Raw genomic sequence first — 16,267 nt, forward strand, 5'->3', positions numbered from 1 at the left:
TACCGTTTCTAGGCCTGTCGATACCGGTGTGCCGCCGTGCTCGGCGGCCGTTCAATGCCGTCCGGCGCCGACCCATCCGCACCATTTGCGCAGTGCCTCGGCCTCGGTCTCGTGGACCTCGACGGGGAAGCAGATCGCGCCCGCGTGGGTCAAATAGCGCGCGCGGTGCTGGCCGTTTCGAAACGACACGACCCCTTCGGAGGCCAGACCGAGCCAGCCCGCGAGCCCTTTCGCGCGGCGCGTGCTGAACAGCACGTAGGGCATCTCGGGAATGCGGGTCTGTCCGGGTTCGAGAAATTCACGCAGGCCTTTGACCTTGCCCTGTTGCCAATACTGAGGCGCGGGCAGCACGTAATCGGTCGGATCGCGATCGGCACAGGCGAGCAAGGCTTTCGCATCGACGAGCACCACCACGTGCCGGCTGTCGGGCAAGGTAAAGACGCGTTTGAGGTGCACGAACGCGAAGGGCGGGTGCTCGGGCAGGGGGACCGTCCAGATTCCCGACGCATCGGCGGACGCGAGCGGCGAATCGCTTTCGGGCGTATTGAGGTGCACAAAATCCATCGAGGTACGCAGCGACAAAGTGTGTTGATTGACGACAAGTATCGTTCAGACAAGGCCCGCGATGGTCAGGCGTTGCGAATTATTGCGCGAGCGCGTATTCGAAGCGAGCGTCATCGTATGAAGATTCGGTGACATGACGCCGATAGACGGCGCGTTGGCCAAGATCCGCCTTGTCGGCCTCGCACGGCATGCCACGCGGCGATGCCGGGTTGCTCGTCCGGAGCGCTTCTGGCAGGCTGCGCATGTCGTGAACGACGCATCGGTTCCGATCGCGCTATCGATCTCCGCGCATGTCCGGCGTTGCCGGTATGCCATCTTGCCACTCGCGCCGCACGTCTGTCGTGCGTTGCGCGGCCCCTTCAGGAGCCGTCATGTCCCGCCGTCTTTCCTTGTCGTCCCGCATCGGTTCGTGTGTTTTTCAGGTCGCCGGAAAGGTCGCCAAAAAGGTCACCGGAAGCAGCGCCCGACCGGTCACCGCGCTTGCGTTCGCCGCGCTTGCGTTCGCGGGCACCGCGTCCGCACAGAACCTCGGCTTCATGCACAGTTCGCCGATCACGTTCATGCGCGACAAGGATGTCGCTTCGCTCCAGCAGGCCTTGCATACGGCGCTCGATAACAATGCGGACGGGCAATCGTCCGAATGGACCAACGAAGGGCTGGGGAACCCCGTGCCCATCAAAGCGACGATCACGCCCAAGGACAACGCCGACGAGAAGGGCATGCATTGCCGCCATGCGACCGTGACCGTCACGGCCAAGAGCCAGGACCAAAGCTGGCTCCCGCTGTTCTGCAAGACGGCGCAGGGTTGGAAGATGGAGCGCCAGTAAGGCCGAAGCGGTCACGCCGCGCGCGTCGCCACTCGCGCGGCCGGGCACATGGCATGCTGAACCGAGGGTACCGCGCCCACGCCTGAGCCAGGCGGCGCATGAACCCGCAGGAGGTTTGCCATGCCCTACATACTCGGCTGGTTTCTCGGCGTACCGCTGATCGTGCTCGTGATTTTGTATCTGATCTTCCATTGAGCGGAATCGCTCAAGCGCGGGGCGAGCCTCACCGCTCGCCGCGCGAACGCGATGACGGTTCGAATCGACGTGATGTTCGAATACAAGCGATGTCCGTCGCGCGCGTTGTCTCGCACCGTGCTTGCGTCGTGTCATCGACCGCGCATCCCCGCACGATTTTCATGTCTCATTTCAATGTGCCGCGATTGAATCGTCGCATGGGCGATTGAGTCCTGCCGCGTCGCGCTCGATTTCTTTATTCCCGTAATTCGACTATTTCGCGCGTCTACGCGTATTCGGATGCGCGCGCTTTCAATCACAACGCGAATGGGTGCGCATGTCTGGAAATATCCGGTCCGCCGCGTTCTTAAAATTCGTATGTGCCGACGCATGCCACGATAAATGTGCGTGACATACGCACATTTTGTATGTGATGCGTTGAGCAGAGCGAATCGATTCAAGCAAGGGTGTGGCAATTTGTCGCACGCATGCCGTGGCACTTCGATCGGCGCGGCTTCTCTAATCGGACTCGTTTGTCATGTGTCTGTCATGCGCCGACCATGGGCCGGTCGCTCGAATATCGCGATCGATGTCAATGCGCGCATGACCGCCTTAACTCGATCCTCGATCGATGCCGCGGATCGATATACCGGAGTGACGATTGCCCCATTCAAACCATTCCCCCAAACGTCTGCTTGTCGAAAATCTCGCGTGGTCGAACGAATCGCGCGAACGCGATCCCGATTATTTTCAGAAACTCGCGCATGCGCAGAAACCGACCTTTTTCTGGATCGGATGTTCGGATAGCCGCGTGCCGGCTGAAACCGTCACGCATGCATCGCCGGGCGAACTCTTCGTGTTGCGCAATATCGCGAACATGATCGGGACGGGAACGAACAGTTCGAGCGCGCTCGAATACGCGATCTGCGTGCTCGAAGTGAAGCATGTGATCGTCTGCGGCCATTACGGCTGCGGCGGCGTACGCGCGGCGCTGCTCGCCGAAAACGCATCGACGCCTCAGCTCAATGCGCGTATCGAACCGTTACGGCGGCTCGCACATTTTCATCGAAAAGATCTCGAGACTTATCCGACGCTCGACGCGCGCATCAATCGCCTGGTCGAGCTCAATGTCCATGCTCAAGTCGACGTGATTCGCCAATACCCGGTGCTCGGCCGAGCCCGTCGGTCGCCGAAGCTGCACGGCTGGGTCTACGGGCTTCGCGATGGGCTGCTGCGCGAACTCTCGTCGGATCCGTGAACGCCGAGCCGCAACGTCCTGACGACGTCGGATGATCGGCGTCCACGCGATCGGCATTCGAATCGTCGGCGCCTCGATTTACGGATATCTCAATTCACGGATATCTCGACTCACCGATGTCTCGACGCTCCGACGGCACGACTCACCGACGCCCCGACGCACGACCGCGCGACCGCACGAACGTCGCGACGCATCGACGCCCCGACGGATCGCACGCATCGTCCTTCCTCACCCCCTCTTGCATGGAACATCCTATGTCGACTTCGCCGTTTTCCCGCCGTCGCTGGGCGGATTGGATGACGACGCTCCGCCACGACGCGTTCGCGGGGATCGTCGTATTTCTCGTCGCCTTGCCGTTGTGTCTGGGCATCTCGAGCGCCTCGGGCGTCGACCCGTTAGCCGGTTTGCTCGCGGGCATCATCGGCGGCACAGTCGTGGCCGTGTTCAGCGGCTCGCGTCTGAGCGTCAGCGGTCCGGCTGCCGGGCTCGTCGTCATCGTCGTCGAAGCGACCGAACTCGCGGGCGGGTTTCCGTCGTTCATGACGGCCGTCATGCTCGCGGGCCTGCTTCAGATCGCGTTCGGCGTGCTGCGTCTGGGCCGTCTTGCCGCCTATGTGCCGACGTCGGTCGTCAACGGCATGCTCGCCGCGATCGGTCTGCTGTTGATCCTCCAGCAAACGCCCGTGGCGCTCGGACGCGTGCCCAAACACGCGGATGCGACCGGCGTCGCGCTGCCGGGCCTCGACGCAGGGTCCGCCGGGCCGGCGATCGTCGCCGGCGTGGCGCTGATGCTGCTGTTCGTCTGGGCGAGTCCGCCGCTCCAGCGCCATCGCGTCGTGCGCGCGGTGCCGGGTCCGCTGCTCGCGGTCGTCTGGGGGATTGGATACTCGCTGATCACCTCGGCGTGGGCGCCGTCGCTCGCGATTGCACCGCAAGCGCATATCGTGCTGCCGGCGATCGATTCGGCCGAAGCGCTCGGGCGCGCGATCTCGCTCCCCGCGCTCGCCGCGCTCGGGCGGACCGAAGTCTGGGAAATGGCGGTCACGATCGCGATCGTCGCGAGCCTCGAAACCTTGTTGAGCCTGGCCGCGGTCGATCGGCTCGATCCGCGCCGCGAAACGGCGCCCCCGAATCGCGAGCTCGGCGCGCAAGGCATCGGCAATCTGCTCGCGGGCTTTGTCGGCGCGTTGCCCGTCACGTCGGTCATCGTGCGGAGCTCGGCCAACGTGCATGCGGGCGCGGCGACACGGCTCGCCGCGATCATTCACGGGGTCCTGCTGCTGTTGAGTCTGTTTCTGCTCGTCGACGTGCTCAACTTCGTGCCATTGGCCTGCCTCGCGGCGATTCTGATTCACACGGGCTACAAGCTCGCCTCGCCGCGCCTGTTCTTCGGCGCGTGGCGCGCGGGTGTCGCGCACTGGCTGCCGTTCGTCGCGACGACGCTCGGCGTGCTCATGACCGATCTGCTGATCGGCATTGCGATCGGCGTCGCGGTCAGCGCGGCCGTCGCGCTCGAATCGCATCGGCGCGAATCGATCTCGATGACCGCGCACGGCAATCATGTCCTGCTGCGCTTTCACAAGGACCTGTCGTTCCTCGCGAAGGTCTCGCTCGAACAACATCTGGCGCGCGTGCCGAACGGCGGTGTGCTGATCATCGACGCGACAGGCGCGCGCTATCTCGACCCCGATATCCGTCGCACGCTATCGGCTTTTCTGAAAGACGCGCTCGACCGCAACATCGTCGTCGAATTGCGCAACCTCGAACTCGAGGCGAGCGGGGACGAGGGCACGGCGCATTGAATCCGCGCGGCCCCGGCACGCACCGGGGCCGCGCGCGATCAGACCCAGCCCGATTTGCGGAGCTTGCGGAACAGATAGAGGCACGCGGCGATCGTGCCGCCGACCGCGACCGGATACCCGTACTTGAAATCGAGCTCGGGCATCCATTTGAAATTCATGCCGTAGAGACTGAACACAAGCGTCGGGACGGCGAGAATGGCGCCCCAGCCGGCGAGCCGCTTGACGGTCTCGTTCTGCGAAAACGTGACGAGCGCGAGATTGATCTGGATCGCGGTCGTCATCATTTCGCGCACGCTGTCGAGAATCGACACGATCTTGAGCGCGTGGTCCGCGATATCGCGAAAGTAGGGCCGCAGGTCTTTCGGCACGAGGTCTTCGTGCAAACGCTCCATCTGACGGCAGATTTCGTCGATCGGCGATGCGGCCGAGCGCAGATGCAGCATCTCGGCTTTCATCCGGTAGAGACGGTTGATCGTCTCGCGATCGTATTGGTCCGTGAACAGATACGCCTCGATCGTCTCGAAGCGCGTCTGGATTTCGTCCGCGACTTCGTAGAGATGATCGGTGATGAAATCCATGATCGAGTACGCGACGAACGCGGGGCCCTTGGTCATCAACGCCGGCAGGGACTCGCAGCGCGCACGCACGTGCTGATACGACGACGAGGCGCCATGTCGGACCGACACGACGAAGTTGCGGCCGAGGAAGATATGCGTTTCGCCGAACTGGGGCAGATCGTCGACGAGTTGCGCCGTGCTCATGACAATGAACAACGTGTCGCCGTACGACTCGATCTTCGGGCGCTGATGGGCCTGGAGCGCGTCCTCGATCGCGAGCTCGTGCAGCGAGAACTCCTGCTGGATCTGTTTGAGCTGCTCGATCTTCGGGTCGAGCACGCCGAGCCAGACAAAGGTGTCGGGCTCCTTGAGCACTTCGCTGATGTCTTCGATCGGGACATCGCCGATCTTCTTGCCATGCCGGTACGCAACGGAATTGATGATCATGTCGTGGCTCTCGAGACGTGCGGGAGTTCAGGCGTCTCGGATTGTAGCCAACCGCGCGTACATCGGCGTGACAGCCGGCAAAGGCGGCCGTGACGAGGGGGGATCGTCAAGCAAAGGGGATGGCGCGGCCGGGGGATCGTGAGGCCGAGCGTCGATCGTCCCGCATCGACCCTCGGCCTCGTCGCGCATGGCGCGAACCGTGTGACGATCAGTTCGCGTTCGTCAGCGACGGATCGAGATAGGCGTTGACGTCCTGCGACTGCTTGTAGACGGCGTTACGCACATTGAAGCTGTCGGCATTCGTGCTCGATCCGTAGACCGAGTCGAGTCCCGCGCCCTTCGTGTAGGCCTTCTTCGCGGCCGCTTCGTCGAGCAGATGCGTGCCCTTGAGCAGCGGCAGATATTGCTCGGGCGTCAGGCCGACGCGCGCTGCCATGATCTTGACCGCATCGGGCTGCGTCTTCGGGTCGTTGATATAGGCCACGCACTGGTACCAGACCTTGAGCACCTTCTGCCAATCGGCCTTGCGCGCCGACAGACTCGCCGGGTTGACCGTGATCGCGTCATAGATGAGCCCCGGTGCGTCGGCCGACGTGAAGATCGCCTTCGAGCCCGGTACGCGCTTGAGTGCTTCGCCCGCGTTCGGCTGCCAGGCGCCGACGGCCGCGATGTCCTTCGACGACGAGAGCACCTGCGGCAGCTCGTTGGTCTTGGCATTGACGAGCGTGAGGTCCGACTCCTTGAGGCCGTTCTTTTCGAGCGCCGTGTCGAGCAGCAGATGATCGACGAGTCCGACTTCGACGCCGACCTTCTTGCCCTTGAGGTCCTTGACGCTCTTGACCGAAGGCTTCGCGATGACCATGTCGTTGCCGCTCGAATAGTCGGTGAGCAGCACCATCACGTTCTTCGCGCCCGTGGCGCCCGTCACGAGCGCATCGCCGTTCGTCGCGCCGACCGCGTCGAGCTTGCCGGCCGAGAATGCGTCGAGCGAGGCCGAGTAATCGAACCATTCGAAATCGACATCGACGCCTGCCTGCTTGAACCAGCCCTTGTCGAGCGCGATTTGGAACGCGACGAAGCCGGGCCAGTCGCTATAGCCGATCTTGAGCGGGGCGGCCGCGCTGGCCGGGGCCGCGCTCAGACCCAGCACGAGTGCGGCCGCGACGCCGGCGAGGGCATGACGCGCGCGCAGCGGAGCACGGCGAAGCGAGGATTCAAGACGTTTCATGGTGTTCTCCAGGAGACCGGTTGAGTATTTGAGTAGCAAAGGCATCGACGCGCATGGGCGCTTCGATGTCATGACCGGATCCTGAGCGGGGTGCGGGAGACTCAAGCCAGCCATGGAGAGGCACGACCGCCGTCGCGATCGCCGATCTCCCGGGCTTTTATCCCGCCGTGTAGCGCGGCTGCGCGGTCCGTTCCGAACGGGACTGCGCGCCGTGCCGGGCTGCTCTCGGACCAGACATTCTCGCGAACCGGAACCCTAGCACCCCTAAGATGCGACTCCGCCGCACCTCTCGCCGCAGCGTTAAGCGATAACCGTGCCAATGCGCGTCAGCCGAGGTCCGCGAACCGGTCGTGCACATAGCCGAGGAACCCTTCGAGGCGGTGCGCGATATCGGGCGCGAGCGAGACGAACTTGACGCGCCGATCGTGCTCGGCGCTCGCCTCGAAAAGATGGCCCGCGTCGATGAGCGCCTGCACGTAACGCACCGCCGTGCGGCGGCTCACGCCGGGCATGAACTCATAGAGCGCGGTCTTCGGAAACGACGCCTGATCGTCGATCCACATCCGGCAAAACAAGTCGCTGTAGTTCAGGTCGTGGAGTCCCAGATCCTCGAAGGAGGCCGACCACTGCAAGTCCATATCGAGGATCGCGCGCGCGATCGCTTGCCCTTTGTGACGGGCGATTTTTTTCTTCATCGATTCACCACCAAGAGGAAGCCCGCACAGTTTATGTGCAAACGCACCCGAAAATCGAGCGCGGTGGACGGACGGCACACGGGGCGCGTCGGACGCGATCCGATCCGCCGCGCGGGATGTCGGCCGTCGATCGGCTCGTGATTTTTGACACGCTTCATCTTTGCGCTCTTTTGCATGTAATCTTGCATGCACTTTTACACACAAAAAATCGCGATGAAACTCGAACTATACAAAACGTTCTGGGGCTTCGACGGCGGTCCGGACGACGCGGCGCCGCTCGTGCGTGCCGCGGGCTTCGACGGCATCGAGGCGCCCGTGCCCGCGCAAGGCGCCGAGCGCGAGCGGTTTGCCCGATCGATCGAGGCCCTGGGCATGCCGCTGATCGCCGAGATCACGACGGCCGGCAGCTATGTGCCCGAGCGGTCCGCGACGCCCGACGATCATCTGCGCGATCTCGAGGCGAAGATCGTGTGGGGCAAGCCCTTGCGGCCGCGTTTCTTCAACGTGATGGCCGGATGCGACGCGTGGCCGGCGGAAACGCAGCGCGCGTTCTTCGAGCGCGCGGTCGGTCTTGCCGAAAAACACGACGTCGTCTGCAGCTTCGAGACGCACCGGGGCCGCTCGTTCTTCAACCCGTGGATCACGGCCGAGGTGGCGCGCGCGGTGCCGACGCTCAAGCTCACCTGCGATTTCAGTCATTGGGTGTCGGTCTGCGAGCGGCTGCTCGAGAGCGAATGGGACGTCATCGACGCGCTGGCGCCGCACGCCCACCATATCCACGCGCGCGTCGGCTATCCGCAAGGACCGCAGGTGCCGCATCCGGCCGCGCCCGAATATGCGGCGTGTCTCGCATCGCATCAGCGCATGTGGGAAGCGCTTTGGGCCTCGCAGATCGCGCGCGGCTATACGGTCACGACGATGACGCCCGAATTCGGCCCCGACGGCTATCTGCACACGCTGCCGTTCACGAACGCGCCCGTCGCGGATCTCTGGGACGTCAACACCTGGATGGGTCGCGAAGAGCGCCGCCATCTCGCGCAATTTCTTTCGGAGCGTCACGCAGCATGAACCATCGACACACGGGATTCGACCGCCTGCCGGTCGTCGACGTCAGCGGACTCTATAGCGACGCGCTCGATACGCGCCTTGCAACGGCGCGCGAACTCGATCGCGCCGCGCGCGCGGCGGGTTTCTTCTATGTGACCGGCCATCGCGTCACCCGCGCCGAGCAGGCCGCGCTCGTCGATGCGGCCAAGCGCTTCTTCGCGGCGCCGCACGACTGGAAGATGCGGTACTACATCGAACATTCGATCGGGGCGTCGATCGCGCATCGCGGTTACGTGCCCGAGGGCGAGGAAGTTTTCGCGAACGGCAAGCGCGATCGCAAGGAGGCGTTCGACACGGGCCGCGATCTCGCCGCGGACGACCCCGACGTCGTGGCCGGCACGCCGATGCTCGGACCGAATCTCTGGCCCGACCAGACCGGTTTTCGCACGGCCGTCGACGCGTACTACGCGGCCGCGTTCGCGCTCGGGCAAACCTTGTTCCGCGGCTTCTCGCTCGCGCTCGATTTGCCCGAGACGTACTTTGAACGCTATCTGACGAAACCGCCGAGCCAGCTCCGGCTGATCCACTATCCGTTCGACGCATCGGCGCAAGACCGGCCCGGCATCGGCGCGCACACGGACTATGAATGCTTCACGATCCTCATGCCGACCGCGCCCGGCCTCGAAGTCATGAACGGGGAAGGGACGTGGATCGACGCGCCGCCGATCGACAATGCGTTCGTCGTCAATATCGGCGACATGCTCGAAGTCTGGACCGGCGGCACCTACGTCGCGACCTCGCATCGCGTGCGCAAGGTCGCCGAGGAGCGGTATTCGTTTCCGCTGTTCTTCGCATGCGATTACTCGACGGTCGTCGCGCCGTTGCCCCAGTTCGCGACCCCCGAGGCGGCCGCGCGCTATGCGCCGATCGCGGCCGGCGATCATCTGTTCGCGCAGACCGCGCAGAGCTTCACCTATCTGAAAACGCGGCTCGCGCGCGGCGATCTCGCGCTGCCCGACGGCGCGAAGGCGCTCGCGAGCTTCGGGCAGCAGGCACGCTATACGGACGATTGAGGGGCGGAGGCCTGAAGTTCGCGCCACAGGTCGTAGGGGCTGGCGAGCCCAGATGAGGCTGCACGCTCGACGATCGGCAACGACTGGCGCTCGATCGGCTTGCAGACCTCGTCGTAGAGCGCGAGCGACGCGACGCCGTACTGCGCGCCGTGTTCCTTCGAGTACGCGAAGAAGACCGCGTCGACGCCCGCGAGATGCAGCGCGCCCATGCACATCGGACACGGCTGCCCGCTCGCATAGACGGTACAGCCTGTCAGGCGCAGCGCGCCCGTTGCCTGCGCGGCCGCGCGAATCGCGAGCAGCTCGGCATGGGCCGTCGGATCGCCGCTCGCGAGCAGGGTATTGACGCCCGTCGATACGATCTGCCCGTCGCGCACGATGACGGCGCCGAACGGCCGGCCGCCGTGCTCGCGGACGTTGTCGACCGCGAGTTGTACCGCTTGATCGAGAAATCGTTGTTCGAACATCGGAACGTTCCTTTTAAGTGGGTCGGACGGAAGTGGGTCTGATAGAAGCGGGTCGGACCGGGGCACGCGCCGCGCGGGCCGCCGGACGTCCGACTATCGCACGCCAATATCGGGAAGCGTTCACAAAGGCGCGCGCGATCGCGGACGATGTGATGCACGAAGGCGCATGATCGCGCGCGGCGCCGGGCCGACGCCCGCGTTGACGCCGTGTACAACCTCAGGCCCGATCCGCATCTGCACGGGGGCCGCGCGCCGCGCCGGGTCGACACCTACGCTGACGCGGGGTGCGCCGATTGAGTACAATCGTCGCGCCGGGCCTCGCGGCCCGGCGCACCTCCGCTCCGACAACCCGCGTAACCGCCTCACCGCATTTCGACCCGGCCCAGTGACTGCTTCGACGCCTCCCTCGACGGACTCCTCGTCTTCCTCCCCGGCGCACGCCAGGCCGTTCCGCGATTCCTTGCTGGCCATGCTCGGCATCGGGCTCGTCAACATGCTCGTCGCGCTCGACCAGACCGTCGTCAGCACGGCCTTGCCGTCGATCCTGTCCGAACTCCAGGGCTTCGAATACTACGCGTGGATGGCGAGCGCCTATCTGCTCGCGTCGGTCGTGACGGTGCCGATCTTCGGCCGCCTCGGCGACTATTTCGGTCGCAAGCCGTTCGTCGTCGCGGCGATCGTGACGTTCACGATCGCCTCGGTGCTGTGCGGCATCGCGCCGTCGATGCTGCTGCTCGTGATCGCGCGCGGTTTGCAGGGCGTCGGCGGCGGCATGATGGTCGGCACCGCGTTCGCGTCGATCCCCGACCTGTTTCCCGATCCGCGCGCGCGCGTGCGTTGGCAAGTCGTGCTCGCGGGCGCGTATGGGATCGGCACGGCCGCCGGTCCGTCGCTTGGCGGGTTTCTCTGCGAACAATACGGCTGGCGCTCGACGTTCCTCGTGAATCTGCCCGTCGGCCTCGCGGGACTGTATTGCGTGGTCCGCTACCTGCCGTACTTCCGGCGCGCGCATGAAGGACGGGTTCGCATCGACTGGCTCGGCGCCGCCTTGCTGACCGTCGCGCTCGCCTCACTGCAGCTCTGTGTCGAGAACGTGCCGCGGCGCGGCCTCGACACGGGCAACCTCGTGCTGCTCGCGGTGACCGTCGCGAGCGCGATCGCCTTTGTCGCCTGCGAGCGGCGCGCGCCGCACCCGATCGTGCCGATGAGTCTGTTCGAGAACGGCAAGCTCGTCGTGCTGTTCACGTTGTCGACGCTTGCCGGCGTCTCGATGTTTTCGTTGATCTTCTTCGCGCCCTTGCTGTTGCAGGGCGGCTTCGGCTTGTCGCCGCAGCAGGCCGGTCTGCTCGCGACGCCGTTGCCGGTCTGCATCGCGGGCGGCAGCCTGCTCAACACGCGCATCGTCGTGCATCTGCGCAAGCCCGTGTCGATCCTCAGCGCGGGTTTCACGCTGCTGCTGATCGCGTGTCTCGGCGTCGCGATGACGTATCGCTACACGCCGCTCGCGGTGCTCGAAATCGCGCTCGCCTGCGGCGGCGTCGGGCTCGGCTTCGTGCTCAACAACATGAATATCTTCGGCCAGGAGATCGCGGGACGCGCGAACCTCGGCATCACGACCGCCCTCATGCAGTCGACCCGCATGGTCGGCGGCATGATCGGCACGGCCGCGGTCGGTTCGATCGTCGCGCGAAGCTACGCGAGCGGCGTCGCCGATGCCTTCGCGAATCTGACCGGCGCCGCCAATGCGGCGCACTGGAGCGCGCGGCTCGGCGATCCGCAGGTGCTCGTCGATGCGGGCACGCGCGCCTCCTTGCTGACCGACCTCGCGCAAGCCGGGTTCGACGGGCCGCAACTGCTCGGCATGGGCCGGCAATTGCTCGTCGGCTCGATTCATACGGGCGTGCTCTGCGTCGCGGTCGCGATGACGGCCGCGATCCTGCTCGTGCGCAAGATCCCCGATATGACGCTCAATGCGAAGGCCGCGCCGCCGCAGGTCCTCGACTGATCCGAACCTTTCCGCATCCGGCGCCCGACGCCGTTTTTCGACCGACTGCCATGACTCCAACGATTCCCGAGACGACCCAAACGATGGCTTCCCAAGATGTCGCGGCGCAGGAAGCCGCGCTGACCTTCGAACGCTTCACGCATCGCGATGCGATCGCGCTCGGCGATCTGCTGCGCGAGGACGCTTTGGCGCGCGAGCTGCCGATCGCGTTCGACATATTCGTCGGCGAGCGGACCGTCTACAGCCTCGCCTTGCCGGGCACGACGCCCGACAACCATGAGTGGATCCGCCGCAAGCGCAACAGCGTGCGGCGTTTCGCGAAGTCCTCGTTCCGGATCAATCGCGAGCAAGCCGAACGCGGCACATCGATTCACGACAGCAAGGCCGTGCCCGAAGAGGAATTCGCGGGACACGGCGGCGCGGTGCCGATTCTCGTCGCGGGGCTGGGCCCGGTCGGTGTGGTGACCGTGTCGGGCTTGCCCGGCTATCTCGATCACGCGACGGTCATCGCGGCGCTCACGCGCCTGCGGTATCCGGCGTAAGCGGCGTCGCGAGGTCGGGCCTCAGGCAGGCTCGGGCGTCGCAGGCCGTCCGGCGCGCGATGCGTATGCGAGAGCAGGGTACGCGCGCGATCGGGGGCCGACAGCGAGTCGCGGAGGCAGGCGCGAAGGGCAAACGTCGACGGGCGCGTGCAAGCCCGCGACGCGAGAGCCGCCTTCGTACATGACGATCCGAGCTAAGGTCATCGCATTTGGCGCTTTGCGCGATCGTGCGTCTGGGCGACACTGCGGCTGAGCGCGCCGTTGAGCATGGCCGCGTCCCCGGGCGGACGGCGGCATGCGCGCACCGACGCGCACCGACGCGCATCGATCCCCACGCGATACTCGCCATGACCTCCAATCTCGCAAGACTCCGACACTTCGTCACCGGCTTCGGCGCCTTACTCGATGACGCGCGATCGGAGTCCGACATCCTGCGTCATGGCGCCGATCTGCTGCGCGCGCTGCTCGCCGACGACGACTGGCTCCCGCCCGACTATGCGGTGGCCGATCCGGCACGCTATTGCCAATACCTGTTGCACGCCGATACGGGCGGGCGTTTTTCCGTCGTGAGTTTTGTCTGGGGGCCGGGCCAGCAGACGCCGATTCACGACCACACAGTCTGGGGCCTGATCGGCGTGCTGCGCGGCGCCGAACTCTCGCAGCCCTACACGCGCGCACCCGACGGCACGTTGCGCGAAGCCGGTGCCGCGCATCGCCTCGAACGCGGCGACGTCGAGGCCGTATCGCCGTCTGTCGGCGACATCCATTTCGTGCGTAACGCCTACGACGACCGCGATTCGATCAGCATTCACGTCTACGGCGCGAACATCGGCGGTGTGCGGCGCTCGACCTATGACCTCGCCGGACATCCGAAACGCTTCGTGTCCGGCTATTCGAATACGACCTTGCCGAACATCTGGAACATCACGACCGATCATGCGCCGGTCCGCACGCGCAGCTACGCATCGATACGTTCCGCGCTCGTCGCGCGTCACGAGATCGCGATCCTCGATGTCCGCGAGGAAGATCCGCACGCGAAGGCCCATCCGCTGTTCGCGTCGAATCTGCCGCTGTCGCGCCTCGAACTCGATGTCCACACGCGACTGCCGCGCCTGACCGTTCCGATCGTCGTATTCGACTACGGCGAGGGGCTCGCGCAGCGCGCGGCGCGCAAGCTCGTCGAACTCGGCTATACCGATGTCGCCACGCTCGAGGGCGGTCTGCGAGGCTGGGAGCAGGCGGGCGGCGAGCTCTTTCGCGACGTCAATTCGGCGAGCAAGGCGTTCGGCGAACTCGTCGAAGCGCAACGTCATACACCGTCGCTGCCGGCCGAGGCGGTCAAGGACCTCATCGATCGCGGCGAGAACGTCGTGGTGCTCGACGCGCGCCGCTTCGACGAATACGCGACGATGAACATCCCGACCGGCATCTCGGTGCCGGGCGCCGAACTTGTGTTGCGCGTGGGCGCGCTCGCGCCCGATCCGTCGACGCGCGTGATCGTCAATTGCGCGGGACGCACGCGCAGCATCATCGGCGCCCAATCGCTCGTCAACGCGGGCATCCCGAACCCGGTCGCGGCGCTGCGTAACGGCACGATCGGCTGGACACTCGCGGGGCAGACGCTCGAACGCGGCAGCGCGCGCCGTTTCGGACCCGTCGAAACCGCGACGCGCGATACGGCCGCCGCTGCGGCGCGCACGGTCGCGAATCGGGCCGGCGTGCGTCGCGCGTCCGCGGCCGACCTGAAGACGTGGTTCGCCGACGATGCGCGCACGACGTATCTGCTCGACGTCCGAACCCCCGAGGAATTCGAGGCGGGCCATCTGCCCGAGGCGCAGAGTGCGCCCGGCGGACAACTCGTCCAGGAAACGGAGGTCGTCGTGCCCGTGCGCGGCGCGCGCGTCGTGCTCGTCGATGACGATGGCGTGCGCGCGAACATGACGGGGTCGTGGCTCGCGCAGATGAACCACGACGTCTACGTGATCGACGGCCTCGACGCGCGCGATTTCAGCGAAACGGGGCCGCGCGCCGCGCCCCGGCCGCCGGCGCCGCCCGTACGCGAAGTGCTGCCCGCGGAACTCTCGCGCCTGCTCGATGCGAGCCCGCCGGGCGATATCGCCGTGCTCGATCTGACGACCAGCGCGCGCTACGTGAGCGCGCATATTCCGGGCGCCTGGTTCGTGCTGCGCGCCGATCTCGAACATGCGCTCGCGACGATTCCACCCGCGCGGTGCTATGTGCTCACGTGCGCGAGCAGCACGCTCGCGCGCTACGCGGCGCCTGAGCTCGCCGCGTTGACGGGCAAGCCCGTCGACGTGCTCGCGGGCGGCACGTCCGCATGGGCCGCGCAGGGGCTGCCGCTCGAATCGGGCGAGACGCGGCTCGCGTCGCCGCGCATCGATCGCTACCGGCGTCCGTATGAAGGCACCGACAATCCGCGCGAGGCCATGCAGGGCTATCTCGACTGGGAATACGGCCTGGTCGCGCAGCTCGAACGTGACGGCACGCATGGCTTTCGCGTGATCTGAAGCGCCGCTGAATTCAGTGTTGCGCGCCGCTGTCTGACGCGTGTGCGCTTTGCGCGTACGATCGAGGCCCGCATCGTGTCACCGACTTCGCCGCGCGCCATCGGGGCGGCGCGGCACGACTGTGTTCAAGGAGCCCGCATCATGAGTCAAACCGTTTCGGCTGCCGCATCGGGGCAGTTCAAGATCGGCGGCGATATCAGCGTCAATCGTCTCGGCTTCGGCGCCATGCGCATCACCGGCAAGGGCATCTGGGGCGATCCGGCCGATCCGGCCGCCGCGCGCGCGACGCTGGCGCGTCTGCCCGAGCTCGGCGTCAACTTCATCGACACGGCCGACAGCTACGGCCCGAACACGAGCGAAGACCTGATCCGCGAAGTCTTGCATCCGTACGACGGATTGTTGATCGCGACCAAGGGCGGGCTCACGCGTCATGGTCCCGATCGCTGGGCGCCGGTCGGACGGCCCGAATATCTGCGTCAATGCGTGCTCATGAGCCTGCGCCGGCTCGGCGTCGAGCGCATCGATCTCTGGCAACTGCACCGGATCGATCCGAAGACGCCGCGCGAGGAAACCTTCGGCGAAATCGCCAAACTCCGGCAGGAAGGCCTGATCCGCCACGTCGGTCTGAGCGAGGTCAACGTCGAGGAGATCGAGGCGGCGCGCAAACACTTCCCCGTGGTCAGCGTGCAGAACCGCTACAACCTCGGCGATCGACAAAGCGAGGCCGTGCTCGACTACTGCGAGCAACACGCGATCGGCTTTATCCCGTGGTTTCCGCTCGCGGCCGGTTCGCTCGCGCAGCCGGGCTCGGCGCTCGACGACATCGCGAAATCCCATGGTGTCGCGATCGGCGCCATCGCGCTCGCCTGGCTGCTCAAACGCTCGCCTGTGATCCTGCCGATTCCCGGCACGGGCAGTGTCGATCATCTCGTCGAAAACGTCGCCGCCGCGCAGGTCAAGCTCACGGACGCCGAGTTCGCCGAACTCGACCGGGCAGGGCGCGTCACGGCTTGACGATGCGATGACGCGATATGCGTGCGCCGATCGAGCACG

14 protein-coding genes, 1 pseudogene and 1 riboswitch are annotated in these 16,267 nt (G+C 65.6%); of the genes and pseudogenes, 10 read left to right on the forward strand and 5 right to left on the reverse strand.

Annotation, left to right across the window (positions count from 1 at the left end):
- Window positions 1–51: 51 nt before the first annotated feature.
- Complete coding sequence (locus tag D7S86_RS14500; RefSeq protein WP_240648148.1) at window positions 52–564, reverse strand: plasmid fertility inhibition factor family protein; 513 nt, start codon at window positions 562–564, stop codon at window positions 52–54.
- A gap of 371 nt (window positions 565–935) precedes the next feature.
- Between D7S86_RS14500 and D7S86_RS14505 the strand changes: the two genes are divergently transcribed.
- The 3 genes from D7S86_RS14505 to D7S86_RS14515 all read left to right on the forward strand — a co-directional run bounded on the left by D7S86_RS14505 (window position 936) and on the right by D7S86_RS14515 (window position 4,625).
- Window positions 936–1,391, forward strand: a complete 456-nt coding sequence (locus D7S86_RS14505; protein WP_147432332.1) for a hypothetical protein — start codon at window positions 936–938, stop codon at window positions 1,389–1,391.
- 835 nt (window positions 1,392–2,226) lie between these two features.
- Window positions 2,227–2,823, forward strand: a complete 597-nt coding sequence (locus D7S86_RS14510) for a carbonic anhydrase (RefSeq protein WP_240648149.1) — start codon at window positions 2,227–2,229, stop codon at window positions 2,821–2,823.
- 296 nt (window positions 2,824–3,119) lie between these two features.
- Window positions 3,120–4,625 (forward strand): SulP family inorganic anion transporter, encoded by a 1,506-nt coding sequence (locus D7S86_RS14515; protein ID WP_158601954.1) that lies wholly within the window; start codon window positions 3,120–3,122, stop codon window positions 4,623–4,625.
- A 38-nt stretch (window positions 4,626–4,663) separates the two neighbouring features.
- Here D7S86_RS14515 and D7S86_RS14520 read toward each other — a convergent pair whose 3' ends face one another.
- The 3 genes from D7S86_RS14520 to D7S86_RS14530 form a co-directional block, all read right to left on the reverse strand.
- Window positions 4,664–5,629: a magnesium and cobalt transport protein CorA gene (locus D7S86_RS14520; RefSeq protein WP_121087533.1), complete on the reverse strand. Its 966-nt coding sequence runs from the start codon at window positions 5,627–5,629 to the stop codon at window positions 4,664–4,666.
- A 208-nt stretch (window positions 5,630–5,837) separates the two neighbouring features.
- Entirely contained in the window at window positions 5,838–6,857 is a 1,020-nt protein-coding gene (locus tag D7S86_RS14525) for an ABC transporter substrate-binding protein (protein WP_121087534.1), read from the reverse strand.
- A 144-nt stretch (window positions 6,858–7,001) separates the two neighbouring features.
- Window positions 7,002–7,127: riboswitch (guanidine-I (ykkC/yxkD leader) on the reverse strand.
- A gap of 56 nt (window positions 7,128–7,183) precedes the next feature.
- Window positions 7,184–7,552, reverse strand: a complete 369-nt coding sequence (locus D7S86_RS14530; protein WP_121087535.1) for a MarR family transcriptional regulator — start codon at window positions 7,550–7,552, stop codon at window positions 7,184–7,186.
- Between the two features lie 213 nt (window positions 7,553–7,765).
- Here D7S86_RS14530 and D7S86_RS14540 point away from each other — a divergent pair, with 213 nt between their 5' ends.
- Window positions 7,766–8,620: a sugar phosphate isomerase/epimerase family protein gene (locus D7S86_RS14540; protein WP_121087592.1), complete on the forward strand. Its 855-nt coding sequence runs from the start codon at window positions 7,766–7,768 to the stop codon at window positions 8,618–8,620.
- A complete protein-coding gene (locus D7S86_RS14545; RefSeq protein WP_121087537.1) occupies window positions 8,617–9,672 on the forward strand; it encodes an isopenicillin N synthase family dioxygenase in 1,056 nt (351 codons plus the stop codon). The genes D7S86_RS14540 and D7S86_RS14545 overlap by 4 nt, the downstream gene beginning before the upstream one ends.
- Here D7S86_RS14545 and D7S86_RS14550 read toward each other — a convergent pair.
- Window positions 9,657–10,139 (reverse strand): nucleoside deaminase, encoded by a 483-nt coding sequence (locus D7S86_RS14550; protein WP_121087538.1) that lies wholly within the window; start codon window positions 10,137–10,139, stop codon window positions 9,657–9,659. The genes D7S86_RS14545 and D7S86_RS14550 overlap by 16 nt on opposite strands.
- A 469-nt stretch (window positions 10,140–10,608) precedes the next feature.
- On the opposite strand from D7S86_RS14550, the gene D7S86_RS14555 reads away from it, so the two are divergent.
- The 5 genes and pseudogenes from D7S86_RS14555 (at window position 10,609) to D7S86_RS14570 (ending at window position 16,228) form a co-directional block, all read left to right on the forward strand.
- Complete coding sequence (locus D7S86_RS14555; RefSeq protein WP_121087539.1) at window positions 10,609–12,144, forward strand: MFS transporter; 1,536 nt, start codon at window positions 10,609–10,611, stop codon at window positions 12,142–12,144.
- Window positions 12,145–12,227: 83 nt separating this feature from the next.
- The gene (locus tag D7S86_RS14560) at window positions 12,228–12,686 is read left to right on the forward strand and encodes a heme-degrading domain-containing protein (RefSeq protein ID WP_158601955.1); all 459 of its coding nucleotides are present in this window, start codon (window positions 12,228–12,230) and stop codon (window positions 12,684–12,686) included.
- 347 nt (window positions 12,687–13,033) lie between these two features.
- A pseudogene (locus D7S86_RS30210) lies at window positions 13,034–13,495 on the forward strand (cysteine dioxygenase family protein); the annotation flags it as partial.
- Between the two features lie 114 nt (window positions 13,496–13,609).
- Complete coding sequence (locus D7S86_RS14565; protein WP_240648163.1) at window positions 13,610–15,214, forward strand: rhodanese homology domain-containing protein; 1,605 nt, start codon at window positions 13,610–13,612, stop codon at window positions 15,212–15,214.
- Between the two features lie 141 nt (window positions 15,215–15,355).
- Entirely contained in the window at window positions 15,356–16,228 is an 873-nt protein-coding gene (locus tag D7S86_RS14570; RefSeq protein WP_121087542.1) for an aldo/keto reductase, read from the forward strand.
- Window positions 16,229–16,267 lie beyond the last annotated feature (39 nt).

Origin of the sequence: Pararobbsia silviterrae (genome assembly GCF_003628125.1) — a bacterium.
Classification (GTDB): Bacteria; Pseudomonadota; Gammaproteobacteria; order Burkholderiales; family Burkholderiaceae; genus Pararobbsia; species Pararobbsia silviterrae.

Excerpts from the sequence above, each read along its gene's own strand:
- D7S86_RS14500 (WP_240648148.1), bottom strand. The coding sequence starts at position 564 with ATGGATTTTGTGCACCTCAATACGCCCGAAAGCGATTCGCCGCTCGCG.
- D7S86_RS14505 (WP_147432332.1), top strand. The coding sequence starts at position 936 with ATGTCCCGCCGTCTTTCCTTGTCGTCCCGCATCGGTTCGTGTGTTTTT.
- D7S86_RS14515 (WP_158601954.1), top strand. The coding sequence starts at position 3,120 with ATGACGACGCTCCGCCACGACGCGTTCGCGGGGATCGTCGTATTTCTC.
- D7S86_RS14520 (WP_121087533.1), bottom strand. The coding sequence starts at position 5,629 with ATGATCATCAATTCCGTTGCGTACCGGCATGGCAAGAAGATCGGCGAT.
- D7S86_RS14525 (WP_121087534.1), bottom strand. The coding sequence starts at position 6,857 with ATGAAACGTCTTGAATCCTCGCTTCGCCGTGCTCCGCTGCGCGCGCGT.
- D7S86_RS14530 (WP_121087535.1), bottom strand. The coding sequence starts at position 7,552 with ATGAAGAAAAAAATCGCCCGTCACAAAGGGCAAGCGATCGCGCGCGCG.
- D7S86_RS14540 (WP_121087592.1), top strand. The coding sequence starts at position 7,766 with ATGAAACTCGAACTATACAAAACGTTCTGGGGCTTCGACGGCGGTCCG.
- D7S86_RS14545 (WP_121087537.1), top strand. The coding sequence starts at position 8,617 with ATGAACCATCGACACACGGGATTCGACCGCCTGCCGGTCGTCGACGTC.
- D7S86_RS14550 (WP_121087538.1), bottom strand. The coding sequence starts at position 10,139 with ATGTTCGAACAACGATTTCTCGATCAAGCGGTACAACTCGCGGTCGAC.
- D7S86_RS14555 (WP_121087539.1), top strand. The coding sequence starts at position 10,609 with ATGCTCGGCATCGGGCTCGTCAACATGCTCGTCGCGCTCGACCAGACC.
- D7S86_RS14560 (WP_158601955.1), top strand. The coding sequence starts at position 12,228 with ATGGCTTCCCAAGATGTCGCGGCGCAGGAAGCCGCGCTGACCTTCGAA.
- D7S86_RS14570 (WP_121087542.1), top strand. The coding sequence starts at position 15,356 with ATGAGTCAAACCGTTTCGGCTGCCGCATCGGGGCAGTTCAAGATCGGC.